Below are 18,115 nucleotides of genomic sequence, written 5' to 3' on the forward strand. Positions count from 1 at the left end.
CGCTCAAACCAAGAATTTTTAGGACTAAAGTCCTAACTACGAACTTTCTACTTTCTATTTAATTCTTCAAGATCTAAATTCTAGATATTATTCTGAACTACTTCTAAAAAATGATCATCACTTCTACCAAAACTCTAGCTGATCAAGTTCGTGAAGATTTCCCGATTTTACACCAGGAAATTCACGGTAAACCATTAGTTTATCTGGATAATGCAGCTACTTCTCAAAAGCCTTTAGCTGTATTAAATGCTTGGCGTGATTATTACGAACAATATAATTCTAATGTTCATCGTGGCGCTCATTCTCTAAGTGCAAAAGCAACGGATGCTTATGAAGCCACAAGAGACAAAATTGCTAAATTTATTAATGCCAAATCACGTCAAGAAATTGTTTACACCCGCAACGCCAGCGAAGCTATTAACCTGGTAGCTTACAGTTGGGGAATGAACAATTTACAGCCAGGAGATGAAATTATTCTCTCCGTAATGGAACATCATAGCAATATAGTTCCTTGGCAATTTGTTGCTCAAAAAACTGGTGCAGTATTGAAGTTTGTCGAATTAACACCAGAAGAAACTTTTGATTTGGAACAGTTTAAACAACTGATTTCTCAAAAAACAAAACTGGTGTCGTTAGTTCATGTTTCCAATACTTTGGGCTGTATAAATCCAGTCAAGGAAATCGCCGCAATTGCTCATAGCTACGGGGCAAAATTTTTAATGGATGCTTGCCAAAGTGTCCCCCATATGCATATTGATGTCCAAGAAATTGACTGTGATTGGTTGGTAGCTTCTGGACATAAAATGTGCGCTCCCACTGGCATTGGTTTTTTGTATGGTAAGTTGGATTTACTAGAAGCAATGCCGCCATTTTTTGGTGGTGGTGAGATGATTGCCGAGGTATATTTAGACCATTCTACCTATGCAGAATTACCCCATAAATTTGAAGCGGGTACACCTGCAATTGGAGAAGCAATTGCTCTCGGTGCAGCGATAGATTATCTGACTAATATTGGTATGGATAAAATCCATGCTTATGAAGCAGAATTAACCGCTTATTTGTTCGAGCAATTAGCACAAATACCCCAAATCAGAATCTACGGGCCAAAACCTAATGCTCAAGGAGAAGGTAGAGCCGCATTAGCAGCTTTTACAGCAGAAGGTGTCCACCCAAATGATTTATCTACATTATTAGATCAAGAAGGGGTCGCCATTCGTTCTGGACACCATTGTACTCAACCATTACACCGTTATTTAGATTTACCGGGAACTGCACGGGCAAGTTTATATTTTTACAACACCCGTGAAGAAATTGATATTTTCATCAAGGCTTTGAAGGAAACACTGGAATTTTTTGCAAGTGTGTTCGGTGATGAGTAAATATCGGGTGGGTGATTCCCACCCCTCACAAGGGTAGGTATTTTACATTGTCGTGAGGGCAAGACAAGGATGACAAGGAAGGACAGTGGACAAGGGAGGAAAACCGTGCAAAATCAGATTCTCTTGGTAACAAGAACAGTCCGTCAAAATACCATTGTGCGTATCAAATCTTCCTTGTCTACCTTCCCTCCTTGTCTTCCTAGTCCTGCCTTTACAGTTAATATTAAAAACCTACCCCTGTGAGGATTCCCACCTTCCGCACTCATTAGTGAAAATTAGGACTTATGCCCGAAGTAATCAAAAACCTGATTCTTTAGTAGGGGTAATTCATGAATTACCCCTGCTTTCATGATGTTTTGTGTAAGTCCTGAAAATATTAAAACAATCTTTGACACAAAACTACCATTTTTAACCAAGGTGTGTTAAATAGAGAATGATTATCAATAAATCATCAAAATTGCTTTAAGAATATGATTGCTTCAGAAACATCGACGACCGTACCTGTAACTGTTTTAACTGGCTACTTGGGTGCAGGTAAAACTACTCTACTTAATCACATTCTTACTTACGAACATGGCAAAAAAGTTGCTGTTATCGTCAATGAATTTGGGGAAGTCGGCATTGATAATCAACTAGTTATTGATGCAGATGAAGAAATCTTTGAAATGAATAACGGCTGTATTTGTTGTACAGTGCGTGGCGACTTAATTCGCATTATCAACAATTTGATGAAGCGGCGGGATAAATTTGACCATTTAGTAATTGAAACTACTGGATTAGCTGATCCTGCACCTGTAATTCAAACATTCTTCGTTGATGAAGATATGCAGAGTCAACTGTCATTAGATGCAGTAGTTACAGTTGTGGATGCTAAACATATTTGGCAACATTGGGAAGCAGACGAAGCCCAAGAACAAATTGCATTTGCTGATGTGATTTTATTGAATAAAACAGATTTAGTCACCCCAGAAAATTTAGAAGAACTAGAAAAGCGGATTCGGTCGATGAATGCGATCGCTAAAATCCACCGCACCCGTAACTCAGAACTAGGAATGGATGCACTTTTGGGAGTACAAGCCTTTAACCTAGACCGCGCTTTAGAAATTGACCCCAATTTCTTAGGTGAAGATGCCCATGTACATGATGAAAGCGTCTATTCTGTAGCTTTAGTCGAAAAAGGTGCAATAGATGGACAAAAATTAAACGATTGGTTGGGTGAATTATTGCGTACCCAAGGAACAGATATCTTCCGCATGAAAGGCATTTTAAACATAGCCGGAGAAGATAATCGTTTCGTCTTCCAAGGAGTACACATGATATTTGATGGTAGGCCAGATAGACCTTGGAAAGCCAGCGAAACCCGGAAAAACGAACTTGTATTCATCGGTCGAAATCTAGATGAATCCCAACTAAAACAAGATTTTCTCGCCTGTTTGGTATGAATTGAAAGTGGAGAAAATAAATAAAATTTAAGGCGTTGCTGAATCGAAGTATAATTTTAGTTCACGCAGAGACGCAGAGGCTCAGAGAGTAAAAGTTTGAGAGATGGAATTTTTGATTTTTTTTCTTGATTCAGTAACGCCATTTTCTCTGTGCTTCTATAGGTAGTAAAATAATATCTAGACATGAACTTCACAACTAGCAAACCTCAACAATTTGCAGCCCATTATTCAGGGAAACTTGCAGATTATGTCACATCCCTAGCTTGGTCATCTCAAGGAGAGATACTAGCAGCAACTTCGGCTGCGGGAGAAGTTGTTTTGTGGGAAAATGGCGAATTAAAAACTTTACAAACCGCTACGAATCAATCAGTAGATTGTGTTGCATTTTCCAGCGATGGTAAATATTTAGCCGTTGGTGGACAAAATGGGCAAGTTAAAATTTGGCGAGAAAATAAATTAATTGCTACTTTAGAAAATGCTCCCGCTTGGGTTGATAAATTAGCTTGGAGTCATACTAATAACCAACTCGCTTTTAGTTTAGGGCGTTATGTTCAAGTATGGGATGCAGACACAGAAGAAATTGTTGTGACGCTGAATTTTGAAAACTCGTCAGTTTTGGCTATTGATTGGCGTAAAGATGGGCAATATTTAGCCATTAGCGGTTATCAGGGAGTGAAGATTTGGAATACTCAAGATTGGGATGAGGAACCTTATTTTCTTTCCATGACTACCGTTAGTGTCGCAATGGCTTGGTCGCCTGATGGCAAATACTTGGGTTCGGGTAATATGGATCGCAGCGTTACCGTATTGGAATGGAACCAGCCTGATGAACCTTGGGTAATGCGTGGCTTTCCGGGAAAAATTCGCCAATTAGCTTGGTCAGAAGTTACAACAGCCGTAGGTGCGCCGCTTTTGGCTTCTTCCAGTGTTGAGGGTGTGGTAGTTTGGGAAAAATCAGAAAATGAATCCTTGGGTTGGGAAGCGCGGATATTAACCAATCATGTGGATATCATTAATGCGATCGCATTTGCACCCCAAAGTTTTCTTCTCGCTTCTGCCGGTGCTGATGGTTGGTTGTGTTTGTGGAACCAAGCCACAGAAGTATCACAGATTCTCACAGGTGTCAGCGCCGGTTTTTCCACCCTAGCTTGGCATCCCAGTAGAAGTGGAGTCTCCCCACCCTTATTAGCCGCAGGTGGGGAACAAGGAGAACTACTAATCTGGTCAACAACTACTGACTAATGAATAATAATTGGCTATGCTGTATCAGCAGCAGCCAGCCTAGCCTCTGAGAGTGAACTATGAACATAGCTAAATTGATTTTGCTTGCTTGTCATGTATTTTTCGTATCTCTACTGCTGGTAGTTAGCCCAGCCCACGCATCTACAAAAATGAAATCTGCACCTGTTTCGCAGATAATTGTTATTGCATCTGCACAGCCAAACCCCGAATTGATAGCACCAAATTCAACTCCAGCAAACAATTCAATTGTTGATCACATTGGTTGCAATTGTGGGACTTGTGTACAAGCTAATTTTCAAATGTTGCAAGGTAAGTTACCTGCTGCTGGCTTTCAATAAAGTTAGGCGTTATGAAAATTTTTAAGGCACACTATTAATGCTGTGCCTTTATTAATTTATAAAACTAGTACAGCATAGAAAAAATCATCATCCAGTGAAATATAAAAACTTATTAAATAATGCAGGGTTGATTTTAACAATTGGATTTTTTGGGTGCGGAAATCAATTTACAAATACAACATACACACAATCTAATCAATCCAACAGAATTAATAAAAATCTACCTCAAGTTGTCGCAACTAACAGTATATTATGTGACCTCACTAAACAGGTTGCCGGCACAACAATCAACCTTACTTGCTTGATTCCCCCTGGTATAGATCCGCGTATTTATCAACCGACACCAGAAGATATCCAAGCCATTGAACAAGCGAATCTTATTTTCTATCATGGCTATAATTTTGAACCAGGTTTAATTAAAATTATTACATCAACTAAAAACCGTTCCCTTAAAATAGCCGTCGGTCAACGTGCCGTATCTGAACCTCAAAAAATTCAAAAAAATGGCAGAAATTACACTGAACCACATATTTGGCACAATGTTAAAAATACTATCAAATTAGTAGAAGTAATTAATAGTAATTTGGGTAAAATATCACCAAAAAATGAGAAAGAATATAGCAATAATACCAAAAAAATAACAAATGAATTAAACCAACTACATAGCTGGATTAAAAATACACTTACTAGTATTCCTGCTAAAAATCGAAAATTGCTAACAACTCATGAAGCAATGATTTATTATGTCAAAGCTTACAATCTTCCCTATAAAGAAGGTTTATCAAGTATTAGCAACCAAGATAATTTAACAAATACAACAGTAAGAAATTTGGCTCAATATATTCAACAGGCTAAAGTACCAACAGTTTTTGCAGATACAACAACTAACCCCATGTTAATTAAGCCAATTACCAAAGAAGCAAATGTAAAACTTTTCTCCAGACAACTTTATATTGATGGACTTGGTAAACCTGGTAGTGATGGAGAAACTTATCAAAAAATGATGGATGCCAATACGCGCAGTATTGTAGAAGGACTAGGTGGAACCTATCTGAAATTTGTTCCAAATATCGCTAAATAGGCTGGGGATGGGAACGGTAAGCCGTTTTTATTTGCTTGTTGTTCCTCACACCCAGCGGTTTCTAACCGCCCAGAGATGTATGAATTTAGACTTTTCAAACAACCTCTAAACTTCAACAACACTTTTCACCCTTTCTTTTTTTCCACTTGGAATCAACCATTTACCACCAGAAGGCGCTAAAGTTACCCCCCTACGCATAGGTTTAACAGGTATATTATCAACCAAAGCTAAATCTATTTGTGATAACACAGTAGCTAAAACTAACTTCATTTCAAACATCGCAAACGCCATACCAATACAGGTACGATTGCCACCACCAAAGGGAATATATTCATATTGTGAAAACTGCCTTTCTAAAAAGCGTTCTGGCTTAAATTTCTCCGGTTCAGGATATAAATCTGGGCGGCGATGAGTTAAATATATACAAGGTGACAGTAATGTATTTGGTGCAAATTCATAGCCACTAATTTCTAATGGTGATTTCACAATACGAGGTATAGCCACCATAACAATAGGGTAAATACGTAATGTCTCTTGGCAAACAGCCGTAAGGTAAGGCAAGCGAGAAACTAAATTGAAATCTGGATTTTCATCTACACTATTTAACTCAGTTAGTAGCTTTTCTCTCACTTCTGGCAAGCGGTGAATCCAATATAAGGCCCATGTTAAAGCTGAAGCAGTAGTTTCATGGCCAGCAACTAACAAAGTCATTAATTCGTCGCGCAACTCATCATCTGTCATTGGTTCACCATTTTCATCCCGCGCTGACATCATTAATGAAAGGATATCGCTGCGAGAAGCATCAGGATGATCTCTGCGGTCTTGAATCTCAGCGTTGAGTAGTTGTTGAATTTGCTGCATTTGACGCAAGAATTTTCCCCAAGGACTCCACGCGCCTAAATCTACTTGCAATGCGGGCAAAAATGTAACGGTAGCACGCAAGGGAGAACCAGATAAATCGAGAACAGAACGCAAAAGTTCTTGTAATTGTGTAAACCTTTCTCCTTCACACAAACCAAACACAGCTTGTAATATCACCTTGAGAGAGATTTCTTGCATGAAGTCGCGAACAGAAAAAGGTTCGCCAATTTTCCAATTGCTAATTACTTGGTTGGTGATATTAGCAATAATTTGGCCGTAAGCTTTCATCCGATCTCCATGAAAAGGTGGAGTCAACAACCGTCGCTGACGTTGGTGAGTTGTGCCACTTAGTAATAGTAAAGAGTTTTTTCCTACCAAGGGTTGTAAAATTTGGCTCGAACCTCTAGCATCCAACTGATCTAGTGAAGAAGTAAAAATTTTCTGAATTGCTTGAGGGTCGCTAATAAAGACTATTGGCTGCTTGCTAGTTAGCCAAATTGCAAAACAATCACCATACTCCTTAGCAGAATTTTCCATCAGTTTTAAAGGATTAAAAATCCACTGCATCAACTGTATGAATTTGGGAATTTGTGGGCTAGGTGGGATTTGCATGACAAAAATTACTATAAATTCTTTTCCCAATACGCTAACAAATATACCCATAAATGCCAAATATTTCCACAAAATCTACCTTTGGGTTACTTATACCGAAAAGTAGACTCGATTAGACTAACGAAGGATCAATAATTTTTTATACAAAAGTTCATGGTAGATATTTATATTCTTGATTTATTGGTAATTGGTCTGCTCTTACTGATTGTTACTTTAGCGTCAGGTTGGATTTCGCGTCTACCTCTTTCTTTTGCCATGATTTACCTAATGGTAGGTATTTTTTTGGGGCCTTATGGATTAGGACTGATTCAATTACGTCGTGATGAATTATTCAACGCCGAATTACTAGAAAGACTAACTGAATTTGTGGTGATTGTTTCGGTATTTAGTTGTGGCTTAAAAATAGTTACACTGCTAAAGTGGAAGTTTTGGAATATTACAGCCAGACTGATTGGATTATTAATGCCAATTTCCATTTTTTCCCTAGCTGCTGTGGGGAAATTATGGTTAGGGATGAATTGGGGGGAGGCGATTTTATTAGGTGCAATTCTCGCTCCAACTGACCCTGTATTAGCCTCAGAGGTGCAATTAACTGATATAAATGACGATGATGAGTTACGCTTTGGTTTAACTTCTGAGGGAGGCTTAAATGATGCTTTAGCGTTTCCGTTTGTTTATTTTGGTATTTATGCCCTCAAAGATAGTAATTGGTATCACTGGTTTGGACAATGGGTTCTAGTAGATGTAATTTGGGCGATCGCATCTGGTATCGTTATGGGACTGATTGTTCCCTTAGTCATAGTATGGATTGATAAAAAAATCCAAAAATCTCGTCCTGTTAATGACGTAATGGAAGATTTTGTAGCTATTAGCACGATTTTGCTAACTTATTCTTTAACAGAAGTTGTTAATGGCTATGGCTTTTTAGCAGTATTTGTGGCAGGGTTAGCTGTCCAAAGAAGTTATACAAATCCTCAAAAGCCACTTGCACAATTAGAATTTATTGAACGATTAGAAAAGCTATTAGAAGTTGGTCTAATTTTGCTTTTAGGAACAATTTTATTATGGGAACCAATGTTTAATTATGCTACCCAATCTTTTTTAGTAATAAGTTTGCTATTTTTAGTGATTCGACCTGTGGGAGTATGGGTTAGCACCATTGGTAAACGTCCCCTCAATTCTCACCGTCGAACTTTCAATCCGGAAACTCGCTGGCTATTTGGTTGGTTTGGTATTCGGGGTATAGGTTCTTTATATTATCTTGCCTATAGCTTAAGCAATGGTTTAAAAGGTGAGGCTGCTGAACAAATTGCCTGGATAACTTATACGACTATTGTCGTTTCTGTGATTGTACATGGAATTAGCGCCACTCCGTTAATGAATTGGTATGAGCGGAATATTGCCAATGGCACAAAATCTCATATTTCTGCGACAATTGATGAATTTGAATAACTTTGATTTACCTAAAATTATATTGTCAGTACTTCAGCCAAATCAATTATACATTTTCTCGAAAAATTGACATCCCTGTCATCTTGTTATGTTCACCATTCCCTTACCGAAATGTGCAAAATAAATTGCACGCCTACTTATATTATATTGTTAACCAATGGGAATTAATTTGTATTTCCCGTTCTTGCATAATCTCTGTAAATAAACTGGTAGGTAATGCTGCTTCTATAGGTGAAACTCCAGGATGTTTGAGTTTACCTTCTAGCATTAATTTGGCGATACTACCAGTGCCGACACCAGAAGCAATAGCAGTATTTTCATGGACTAAAGTAGCAGCATAAACAACTGTTTGACCATCTTTTTCTCCTGTTACTTCTGCTCGTACTACTACTCCAATTCCAGTAAAAATATTTGTCAAATCGGTCATGCTATGACTAACATGAGACAAAAATTCAATCATATAACGACGCTGCATTAACCATTTTGGAAAAATATGGGCAGCTATCCAAGTCAGGTGGTTGTAAAAATCAGGAATTGACCCAAATTTAGTAATTACAGTTTTCACTGTGGGAAAAGAATGAGGTAGTGTGATAGTTTCTGGCATATCAAACCAGTAAACTCCACTGATTCCATAGGGTGACGGAAAGTTAATATTTTCTTGGTCAGAATAAGGTTCAACTAAACGCCATTCGCGGTTTATCCAAGCTTCAAAAGGATGTTGTAAACCTAGAAAAGTTGTTCGCATGACGGTAACACCAGCACCACCAGAACCAGAGACTAAATAACTTAAATGAATTTTTTCAGCTACATCAAATTGCTCGATTCCTTGGCGGACTAAGCTATTAGAAATACCAGGAAAAATACCTGTATTAATAATTGCCGTTACTCCAGCAGTAGCAGCTTGATCGTGTAAATTTAATGCCTTTTGAGTATAGGAACGATGATCACTGACATCTAAGTAGTTTATACCTTGCTCAATGCAAATTTTGAGAACTTGAGTATCTCTGTAGTGAAATGGCCCGGCACAGTGGATGACAAGATTTGATTGTGCGATCGCATCCCTTAATTTGTCAACTTCCCCCAAATCCAACTGCAAAAACTGCACTCTCTCACCTAAATATAAACTTCCCTCTGGGGAACGTCCAGTGATAGTAATATATGTCTGTGTATGCTTGAGGATATCATTAGCAACTGCGCTACCAATGCGTCCCCGTCCTCCAAGAATTAAAACACGGTCTGTCATGATTACAGTTTGGACAACATTATCTTTATTTCATCAGATAGATGTCCCTTTTGTCATCGGTAACAAGTCATACAATTTTGGAGTTTTGATTTTGGATCTGAGATTGGAAATACCCTTCTGTGTCTGAGTCCTACAAAAATATCCTCTCAAAATTATTTTTTAAAATTGGTACTAAACAGGAATTAATACTGATTATTTTGTGATTTTTAGTTCATTATGTAGATGGCTTCAGGGATAAAGGTGTTGTCTTATCCTTTAAAAGCAAAAGCAGACACATATTCCCAAAACTTCAGCAAGTTTTCATCGGAACTTAATAATATCTTGATTTTTTATGTGTTAGGCTTACCCACATTAGTAAAAATACCGTACCAAAGCTCCTGGAGTTAATATCTTCAAGGTATAAAATTAATATGAGAAATCGGCAGATAGCTTTCAAGACAAGATAATTTTCTCTGCCGAATAAACATCTTAATTAGCATCTACGCAACTTTTTTGGTACTCAGGGGAATCCTATCAACTTATGAGCAAGGATAGCAAAATATCTACTGCTCATCACACATGAAGCTAATAATCAACATTTTTAGCTCAATAACTGAACCGATGTTGTAGCTAAAATATCAAAATCAAATTCACTTCACTTTTTTAAAACTATTGAGGGTTATTCACTAATGGTAGTTACTTTTAGGAAAACAATTCGTGAGCTAGTGTTCAGTAATCGCCAACTCGCAAAATTATACTACTCTTTTAGTTTTAGTCAACCCGTTTTACCACATTGGGTTGGCGCTGATTACTACCGAACAAAATCATCATGGGGATTACAACCTCATCTTTGTCCCTGTGATATTGAACTGAACGAGTATTTGCAAAAATACAATATTCAGGATAAAAGTATATTTCATTTCGGTACAGGCGCTCATCATATTTTGGGTTTAGAAAATCAAAAACTTGACAATCCCAATGAAATATTGGGCATTACCGCTTCCATTCCTGAACATGAAGAATATATTCGTATCTGCCGAAAAAATCGCCAACTTGCCAAGTTTTATAAAGTGATTTGTACGGATATATACACTCTAACGGCTCGTTCTTTACCTATGTTAGATGTGGTTTCACTCTTTCATATTGGTGAATTTTATATGCCAGAAGAAGCTCCTTTTGTGCATCATGATGATGCTTCTTTAGTAGATTTATTCTTGAGTAAGTTGAATCCTCATGGCAAAATTCTCTTTTACACCAAGTCTGTTGGTTGGGGGAAAGCTGAAGAAGTGATTGAATTATTTACAGCCCAAGGAAAAATCAAAAAAATCGAGGAATACAAGAACTTATTAGTTTATTCCAAGATTAACTAAAAACGTAAGAATTCAGGAGTCAGAATGTTTGATAAATCGGTAGATGATCGAATAGTTATCTTTTCTGTAACCGTTAAAAAAAGCTGACCGTTGACTGCTGATAGCTGAATGCTTACCTAAAAACGCCTAAGGAGCTTTCATTGATTTCAAATTAAGGATCGAACCCTTATAAAACCAGGGTTTGATCCTTCTGATTTCTCGTTCCCATACTCTGTATGGGAATGAATTCTAGAAGGCTCTGCCTTCCTTTTGTAACAGATATAAGCAGAGCCTTTATGATAGCATTGCCATAACATACTCCTAACCAATCCCAAATACCGAACCCACAGTAGACTTAAGCGAATTTCCTGCATCCTTTAAAGTCTGACTAATTGGATGCTTGGTTTGCAAAAATACCCTTGCACAATTGCGTCCTGGCATACCCGAAATTGAACCACCTGGATGTGTCCCCGCACCAGTCAAAAATAGATTATCAATGGGGGTTTTATAATTGGCTAATTCTGGCAAAGGTCGGAAAAATATCATTTGATCCATTGTCATATCAATATGATAATAATTCCCCTTGTAAGCACCTAATCTTTCCCCTAATTCTGCTGGACTTTCCACACGTCTAGCAATAATTGAGGTTTTCAAGTTTGGCGAATAAGTTGCTAATTTATCAACTACCCTATCTGCAACTTTATTTTTCAATTCATCAGTCCAACCCGTACCTTTTAAACCTGTACCTTCTGCACCTGCAATTTGATAAGGAGCAAAAAATTCAATCCATACCGTGTGTTTACCTGAAGGTGCTAAACTAGGATCAAGGAAACTGGGCATGACCACATACATTGATGGGTCAGAGTCAGGAATTTCTCCTAATGTACATTTGCTATGAGCCTGTTCTACATGATTCATGGAATCGGCAATTAAGATAGAACCAATGAGATATTCATCTCTGTGGGCGTGATAGGGAAAATGTAGAGGTTGGTCTAAAGCTAAATCTATCTTGAGTATAGTTTCATTGTTGTTAATAATACGGCGTTCTAATCTTTCCCATAAATCAGAATCAACTGCATCAATATCGCTCTTATCAGTCATTTGTAGAAACAAACGTTGGGCATCAATATTAGAAATTACTCCATATTTAGCCCGGTATTCTTGACCACCTGCAACCCTCACACCTACGGCTTTAGCATCATCAATTAAAACTTTTTCAACGTGCTGGTCTGTGAGAATTACCCCGCCTTTACTTGTGACTAAATTCACCAATGCTTGCACTAATGCACCTGTACCTCCGCGAGGTCTAGCCATACCGGGATTATGACGCATTGCCATCATCATGACACCAATTGCCAGGTTTTTTTGTGAAGGGGGCGCACCCAGTTCTGAAGCTAATCTAGCAAGTGGTGCTTTGAGAAATTCTTCATCAAACCATTCATTGAGAATATCTTCAGCACTATTCAACATGGTACGCACAAAATCAAAGCTTTTGGACGGAGAACCAACAACTGAAAATAAATCTTTAAACTTCTGAATGTTGTAGTTTCCAAAAATATCTATAATTGATTTTGGTGGGGCATTAAACATGGGAATCATGGCATTAATAGCCCGTTGCCAGTAATCTGTAAATTCTGCATATTTTTTAGCATCACGTTCATTATAACGAGCAATTTCTGCACAGGTTTTTTCTAATGATTTATGAGCTAAAAAATACTTACCATCTGGGTGTGGACAAAAAACTACTGGATCACATTCTAGATATTCCAAGCCATATTTTGTCAGTTCTAATTCTTCAACAACTGGACCTAAATGAATAAATTCATGGTCAATGGCACACAAGTTAAACTTAAAGCCTGGTGCTTGATCTGGGATACATTCTTCTGTTGTGGCTGCACCACCGGGAACAGGACGTTTTTCTAGTAGCAGGACGCTATAGCCTGCTTTGAGCAAATAAGCAGCACACACTAAACCATTGTGTCCTGCACCGATCATTACAACATCATATTCTTGCATGAATTTTATGTTCAAATAAACAAACTTTTTAAGGTGAGTAAGATTTTTATAAATTTACAAAATTTGTTATTTATAAAAATTAATATTTACCAAGGTCGATCCTAATCAGGAGAAAGGATAGTTTCCATTGACGGAATTTGTTTTATATGGGCTTTGATGATCAGGATTAAACTACCCTTTCTTACTTCCATATCTATGATAGAAAATACCATATTTTCCCACTCTAAGTCAGGTAAATTGATTATTTCTTTAATTTTCTGCATAGCGGCTGCTATTAATTCCACTCTTATCCCTTCTCCTTCAGTACAATGAAAACTCTGCAACATGGCAGGTTTTGTCTGAGTTCGGGGATGAGCTATCGCATGATAACCTAAGATATGAGTATTATTTTTGTCTTTGATCCATACCTTACCTTTAAATTCTAGTTTGCCATCACCGGGTAAAAATACCTGCATTTCTTGCGGTTCAAAGCTGACAATTTCCCTATCTACATTTAGCTTAAATTGTCTCACCCACCTGTAAATCACCTCTGAAGTTAAGGCATCGTTAATATCTGCTTCCGTGAGAACAATGCGAAAATTGGAATTGACTGGCTCATTAAGTTTCAGTTGGCCAAAAATCGCACTTAAGGGATTAATAGAAATTCTATCTGTTTGCATTTTTATATCTTGGACACGGATTTTGTCTTGAATTACCAACCCTTGTCCGGCAAGTTCAACCTTATCTACTTGTCCCTGAAATAATTTACCAATATCAGTTTTTATATCTATATCTATTTGTTCTACTTCATCTAATTCTTCAGATATTCTTCTTTTAGCTTCCTGAGATAATAATTTTCCCTCAAAAGTTGGTTGGTCTGACATAAAAATATTTTTTTATCAGTTTCTACTACTGGCCAATGTATACGCTGTTTCCTAAGAAGAGTATCTATAGTGAGACATAATTCAATTGGTAGATTGTATCATGTTCATTTGACTACTGATTATATTTGCTTGGGCTGGTAATTGGTAATTAAGTTTTGCGACGGAGATTTTGCAAGAGAGATTCCGCCACAAAACTTGTCAAGGACTTACGCACTATACAAATTTCACCTAATATGTGTGAGGCAAATTGCCTAGTTCCAGATTTTGGGAATCGCCTATTAGTGCGGTGCGTCAGATAGAGAAAATCTGTTGTGTCTTAAATTATCAGGTCTGACGCACCCTACAAGAGATGAAATCCATAATATAGCAATCCTAAATAAGATATGAACAACTCCTTTTCTCTACCTCTGCGCTCTCTGCGTCTCTGCGGTTCGTTTTAAAAATTTCGTTCATAAATCAAATAGGATTGCTATATTTGATAGATTTTGTTAATGCGTAAGTTCTATTAACTTAAAATTGCCAGAATTAATTACATAATACTGGTTTCTAAGGTGCGATATTTTACCTGACGCTGACTCTTGACGACCATTTGAATAGGACGGTCTGGCCCTGTGACCAAACCACGGCGTTTTGGTTTGATATCGCGAGTATCAGCTAGTTCTAATTGCCAACCACTCAGAATTTTAGCTAATACTAACTTCATTTCAAATTGGGCAAATGCTAGACCGATACAACGTCTTGCACCAGCACCAAAAGGTAGAAATTCATAGGGTGAAAATTGTTTTTCTAAAAAGCGTTCTGGGTTAAATTGTTTGGGGTTGGAATAAATATCTTCTCGATTGTGGGTTAGATAGATTGAACCCATGATGACTGTACCTGGTTCGAGTTCATGACCACACACAGAAATAGGCGTTTTTACTCGCCTGGGGAAAGTCAACATTCCGATTGGGTAAATCCGTAAGGTTTCGTTACAAACAGCGGTGAGATAGGGCAATTTAAAGATGGCATTGGAGTCTAGATTGCCGCCTAAACCATCTATTTCTTGCAATAATTTTTGCCGAACTTCCGGTAGTTTATGAATCCAGTATAAAGCCCAAGCGATCGCAGTAGCTGTGGTTTCATGACCTGCTACTAACAGAGTCATTAATTCATCCCGTAATTCTACATCACTCATAGGTTGACCAGCTTCATCTCTAGCCGCCATGAGTAAACTGAGGATATCTGTGCGCGACGGGTCAGGATTTTCTCGCCGTTCCTGAATTTCTTCATAAATGAGTTGGTCGGCTTTATCTTGCTGCCGCTGCTGTTTTTCCCAAAGCTGGGAGATACCAATCACATCTTTTAAAGCAGGAAAATAAAGTACGGCCACTCTCCAAACCGCACTACCTACTTCTAAAATTTCACACAGTAAATTTTGTAACTTTTCAGCACGCTCCCTTTCATAGAGTCCAAAGACAGCTTGCATCATCACACTAAGGGTAATCTCTTGAGTAACTGTACGGACATTGAAGGGTTGATTTAATTGCTGTTTATTGATAGTTCTCTCAGTTATATCACACATTAAGTCAGCATAATTCCGCATTCTTTCTCCATGTAGAGGAGGCATCATTAACTGGCGTTGTTTTTGGTGTTCTGCGCCACTGAGTGAAATAACAGAACGTTTCCCCAGTAAATATTCAAAAATGCTATTTAACTCTCCTGGTGCTTCTAATTCTTTGGTATCATTGCTTAAAACCTGCTGTATTGCTTCCGGGCTATGGATAAAAACTAGAGGAGGTAAGTTTTTTTGCAGCTTGAGAGCGAAAATGTCTCCGTAGGTTTTGGCACATTCTTCCATGTAGGGCATGGGGGTGAATACCCAGCGGAGCATTTGCAAAGTGGCTGGGGTTTTAGGGCTGATTGGTAGAGGCATAAAATTTCGACTAGCGTAAATCTATCTTCTAATAAATTAACTGAAAAACTCAGAGTGTGTTCATTCACAGACAACAAGTAACGCACACTTATACTCAAAACGGCTAGAAATTTAACTTTTTGATAATACTAAAGAACAAGTTCAAAGCCTCTCCCCGTGAACGGGGAGAGGTTTGGAGAGGGGTTCCATATTTAGTTAAGCTATTAACCGTTTGTAGTATAACAATGAGACTTTAATAATACTGGATATCTCCAAAAATTAAATCTACTTTTGTAGAGACGTTACATGAAACATCTCTACTTTTTTTGGAGATGTCTACTGAGTTACCATTTGTGTTTTACCCAGTTATAAATCTCTAAATATTCGGCTCCAGGCGCATTCCATGAGTAGTCATAGTCCATACCCTGAATAGCTAGTTGCTGGAACTGTTCAGGCTGCTGATACCACAAATCAATTGCTCTTCCCATTGCTGACTCTAAGGCTTGGTTATCCATTTCATAAAATACATAACCATTGCGTTTTTCTGGAGGTAGATTTTGGTCGTAATCTCGGTCAAAGACTGTATTTACCAATCCCCCAACACCGCGCACAATGGGAACAGTACCGTATTTTAAACCAATCATCTGAGTTAACCCACAAGGTTCATAATTGCTAGGGACAACAATCATGTCTGCACCAGCATAAATGAGGTGGGATAATTCTTCATTAAAACCCAGTTCTAAATGCACATCTGGATTACTGTTTAAAAATTGTTTTTCATGTTGAAAATGAGCGTTGATTGCTGGTTCTGTGGCTGAACCGAGTAATACAAATTGCGCTCCTTTACTGAGGGCATAATAAATGGCATGATGAACAAGATGCACACCTTTTTGATTATCTAATCGACCGATGTAAGCCACAATGGGTTTTTGATCATCATGGGCTAACATTAGCCGTTCTCGCAACGCTTTTTTGTTATATGTTTTTTGTTCAAAATCATCCCGGTTGTAATTATGGGGGATGTAACGGTCAATTTCAGGGTTCCAAAAATCATAATCAATGCCGTTGAGAACTCCGGTGAATTTCTCTTTTTGTAAATGCAATGTATGACCTAAACCACAGCCTACATCACTGGTTTGTGCTTCTATAGCATGGTTGGGTGAAACTGTGGTGAATGCATTGGAATAAACAATGCCCCCTTTCATAAAGTTTAAAGCAAAAGGGTTAAAGTTATCACGGAGCTTATCGTATTGGAAGTAATAAGATGGTTGGTTTAAACCTGTTCCTTTAAGAGTTTCTACACCACCCATACCTTGATGTTTAAAGTTGTGAATGGTGTAACAAACTCGTTGATATTCCATGCCATGATATTTGTAAATTTCATAAAGCATGACGGGAATTAAGCCTGTTTGCCAGTCGTGACAATGAATGATATCAGGTCTTTTATTGCTTCTGAGTAAAAATTCTAAAGCTGCTTTGCTGAAAAATGCAAAACGCATATTATCATCATCGCAACCATAGTAACAACCCCGATGAAAGAAGTTGTCTTCACTGTGAGGTTCAATGAAGAAGCATACTCTTCCATGTACCCAACCGCAGTATACTGAACAATGGATTGCTGCTCCATACCAGGGAACTGACAAGTTGAGGTATGCATCATGTAACCCCCAAATATGGTCATAGCGCATACAATCGTACATCGGCAAAATTAGCTCGACTGTATTTCCTCGATTCTCTAATTCTCTGCTGAGTCCATAAACAACATCCCCTAACCCTCCAGCTTTAATCACAGGAGCGCATTCTGAGGCAATTTGTACTATGTACATTCCTAGCCCTCGCTTCACAAAACTTTATGTTGATTATATAGTAGTATATGACAAATATACTCATTGACAACCGTGTGATGGGATGATAAGCAAGGAATAAATTTTTGGGTGTGGGGTGTAGGAGGGAAATCTCTTCTTCTAACTCCTGTTACAAAAAAGGGAACAGGGAACAGGGAATAGATAAGAAACTTTAGTTCTGAGTTTCAAGCTCAGTCAAAAAAACAGTGTCATTATTTCAAGCTCATGTTTTTAAACATGAGTTTTTTCTGTTCCCTCTGAATTATTACAGCAGTTTTGCGTAGTTAGGAGGTACAACATCTAAATTCAAACCTATACAAAAAACCAGTACAGAGCGATGAGTAACAAGTAATGAGTAAGAAGGAGAGTCAAGCACTCGGTACAGGCTAAACGCCACGCTACCGCTAACGGTACTTGGTACTCACAACTCTTCTGACTCCTGAATTCTGCTGTAAATAAGATGTCAACATGGGCATCTATCCTCAGAATTACTATCAAAGCATTAAATTTCTAGACAAAATCC

Annotated in this window: 13 protein-coding genes; 7 read left to right on the forward strand and 6 right to left on the reverse strand. The window is 38.0% G+C overall.

Features of this window, described 5'->3' with window-relative positions; all coding sequences use genetic code 11:
- Positions 1 to 110 precede the first annotated feature (110 nt).
- The 5 genes from AC012T_RS10555 to AC012T_RS10575 all read left to right on the forward strand — a co-directional run bounded on the left by AC012T_RS10555 (position 111) and on the right by AC012T_RS10575 (position 5,482).
- Positions 111 to 1,379 carry a cysteine desulfurase gene (locus AC012T_RS10555; RefSeq protein ID WP_487065490.1) on the forward strand — a complete coding sequence of 423 codons (1,269 nt, stop codon included), beginning with the start codon at positions 111 to 113 and terminating at the stop codon, positions 1,377 to 1,379.
- A 470-nt stretch (positions 1,380 to 1,849) separates the two neighbouring features.
- The gene (locus AC012T_RS10560) at positions 1,850 to 2,821 is read left to right on the forward strand and encodes a CobW family GTP-binding protein (protein ID WP_487065492.1); all 972 of its coding nucleotides are present in this window, start codon (positions 1,850 to 1,852) and stop codon (positions 2,819 to 2,821) included.
- 183 nt (positions 2,822 to 3,004) lie between these two features.
- Positions 3,005 to 4,063: a WD40 repeat domain-containing protein gene (locus AC012T_RS10565; protein ID WP_487065494.1), complete on the forward strand. Its 1,059-nt coding sequence runs from the start codon at positions 3,005 to 3,007 to the stop codon at positions 4,061 to 4,063.
- A gap of 59 nt (positions 4,064 to 4,122) precedes the next feature.
- On the forward strand, positions 4,123 to 4,401 hold the full coding sequence (locus tag AC012T_RS10570) for a hypothetical protein (RefSeq protein WP_487065496.1): 279 nt from the start codon (positions 4,123 to 4,125) through the stop codon (positions 4,399 to 4,401).
- A gap of 94 nt (positions 4,402 to 4,495) precedes the next feature.
- On the forward strand, positions 4,496 to 5,482 hold the full coding sequence (locus AC012T_RS10575; protein WP_487065498.1) for a metal ABC transporter solute-binding protein, Zn/Mn family: 987 nt from the start codon (positions 4,496 to 4,498) through the stop codon (positions 5,480 to 5,482).
- A 105-nt stretch (positions 5,483 to 5,587) separates the two neighbouring features.
- Here the strand turns inward: AC012T_RS10575 and AC012T_RS10580 are convergent, their stop codons facing one another.
- Positions 5,588 to 6,955 carry a cytochrome P450 gene (locus AC012T_RS10580; protein ID WP_487066547.1) on the reverse strand — a complete coding sequence of 456 codons (1,368 nt, stop codon included), beginning with the start codon at positions 6,953 to 6,955 and terminating at the stop codon, positions 5,588 to 5,590.
- Positions 6,956 to 7,108: 153 nt separating this feature from the next.
- Between AC012T_RS10580 and AC012T_RS10585 the strand changes: the two genes are divergently transcribed.
- On the forward strand, positions 7,109 to 8,407 hold the full coding sequence (locus AC012T_RS10585) for a cation:proton antiporter (RefSeq protein ID WP_487065500.1): 1,299 nt from the start codon (positions 7,109 to 7,111) through the stop codon (positions 8,405 to 8,407).
- A gap of 142 nt (positions 8,408 to 8,549) precedes the next feature.
- Here the strand turns inward: AC012T_RS10585 and AC012T_RS10590 are convergent, their stop codons facing one another.
- Positions 8,550 to 9,650, reverse strand: coding sequence for a saccharopine dehydrogenase family protein (locus tag AC012T_RS10590; RefSeq protein ID WP_487065502.1), 1,101 nt, complete (start codon positions 9,648 to 9,650; stop codon positions 8,550 to 8,552).
- A gap of 668 nt (positions 9,651 to 10,318) precedes the next feature.
- On the opposite strand from AC012T_RS10590, the gene AC012T_RS10595 reads away from it, so the two are divergent.
- Positions 10,319 to 10,999, forward strand: coding sequence for a hypothetical protein (locus AC012T_RS10595; protein ID WP_487065504.1), 681 nt, complete (start codon positions 10,319 to 10,321; stop codon positions 10,997 to 10,999).
- A gap of 300 nt (positions 11,000 to 11,299) precedes the next feature.
- On the opposite strand, the gene crtO is transcribed toward AC012T_RS10595, so the two are convergent.
- From crtO to glgA, 4 genes are all read right to left on the reverse strand, one after another.
- On the reverse strand, positions 11,300 to 12,994 hold the full coding sequence (gene crtO / locus AC012T_RS10600; protein ID WP_487065506.1) for a beta-carotene ketolase CrtO: 1,695 nt from the start codon (positions 12,992 to 12,994) through the stop codon (positions 11,300 to 11,302).
- Positions 12,995 to 13,095: 101 nt separating this feature from the next.
- Positions 13,096 to 13,857 (reverse strand): LmeA family phospholipid-binding protein, encoded by a 762-nt coding sequence (locus tag AC012T_RS10605; RefSeq protein WP_487065508.1) that lies wholly within the window; start codon positions 13,855 to 13,857, stop codon positions 13,096 to 13,098.
- A 529-nt stretch (positions 13,858 to 14,386) separates the two neighbouring features.
- Positions 14,387 to 15,769: a cytochrome P450 gene (locus tag AC012T_RS10610; protein ID WP_487065510.1), complete on the reverse strand. Its 1,383-nt coding sequence runs from the start codon at positions 15,767 to 15,769 to the stop codon at positions 14,387 to 14,389.
- A 323-nt stretch (positions 15,770 to 16,092) separates the two neighbouring features.
- Positions 16,093 to 17,574 (reverse strand): glycogen synthase GlgA, encoded by a 1,482-nt coding sequence (glgA, locus tag AC012T_RS10615; protein ID WP_487065512.1) that lies wholly within the window; start codon positions 17,572 to 17,574, stop codon positions 16,093 to 16,095.
- Positions 17,575 to 18,115: the final 541 nt, after the last annotated feature.

The organism is Anabaena sp. EIM26, assembly GCF_057568715.1.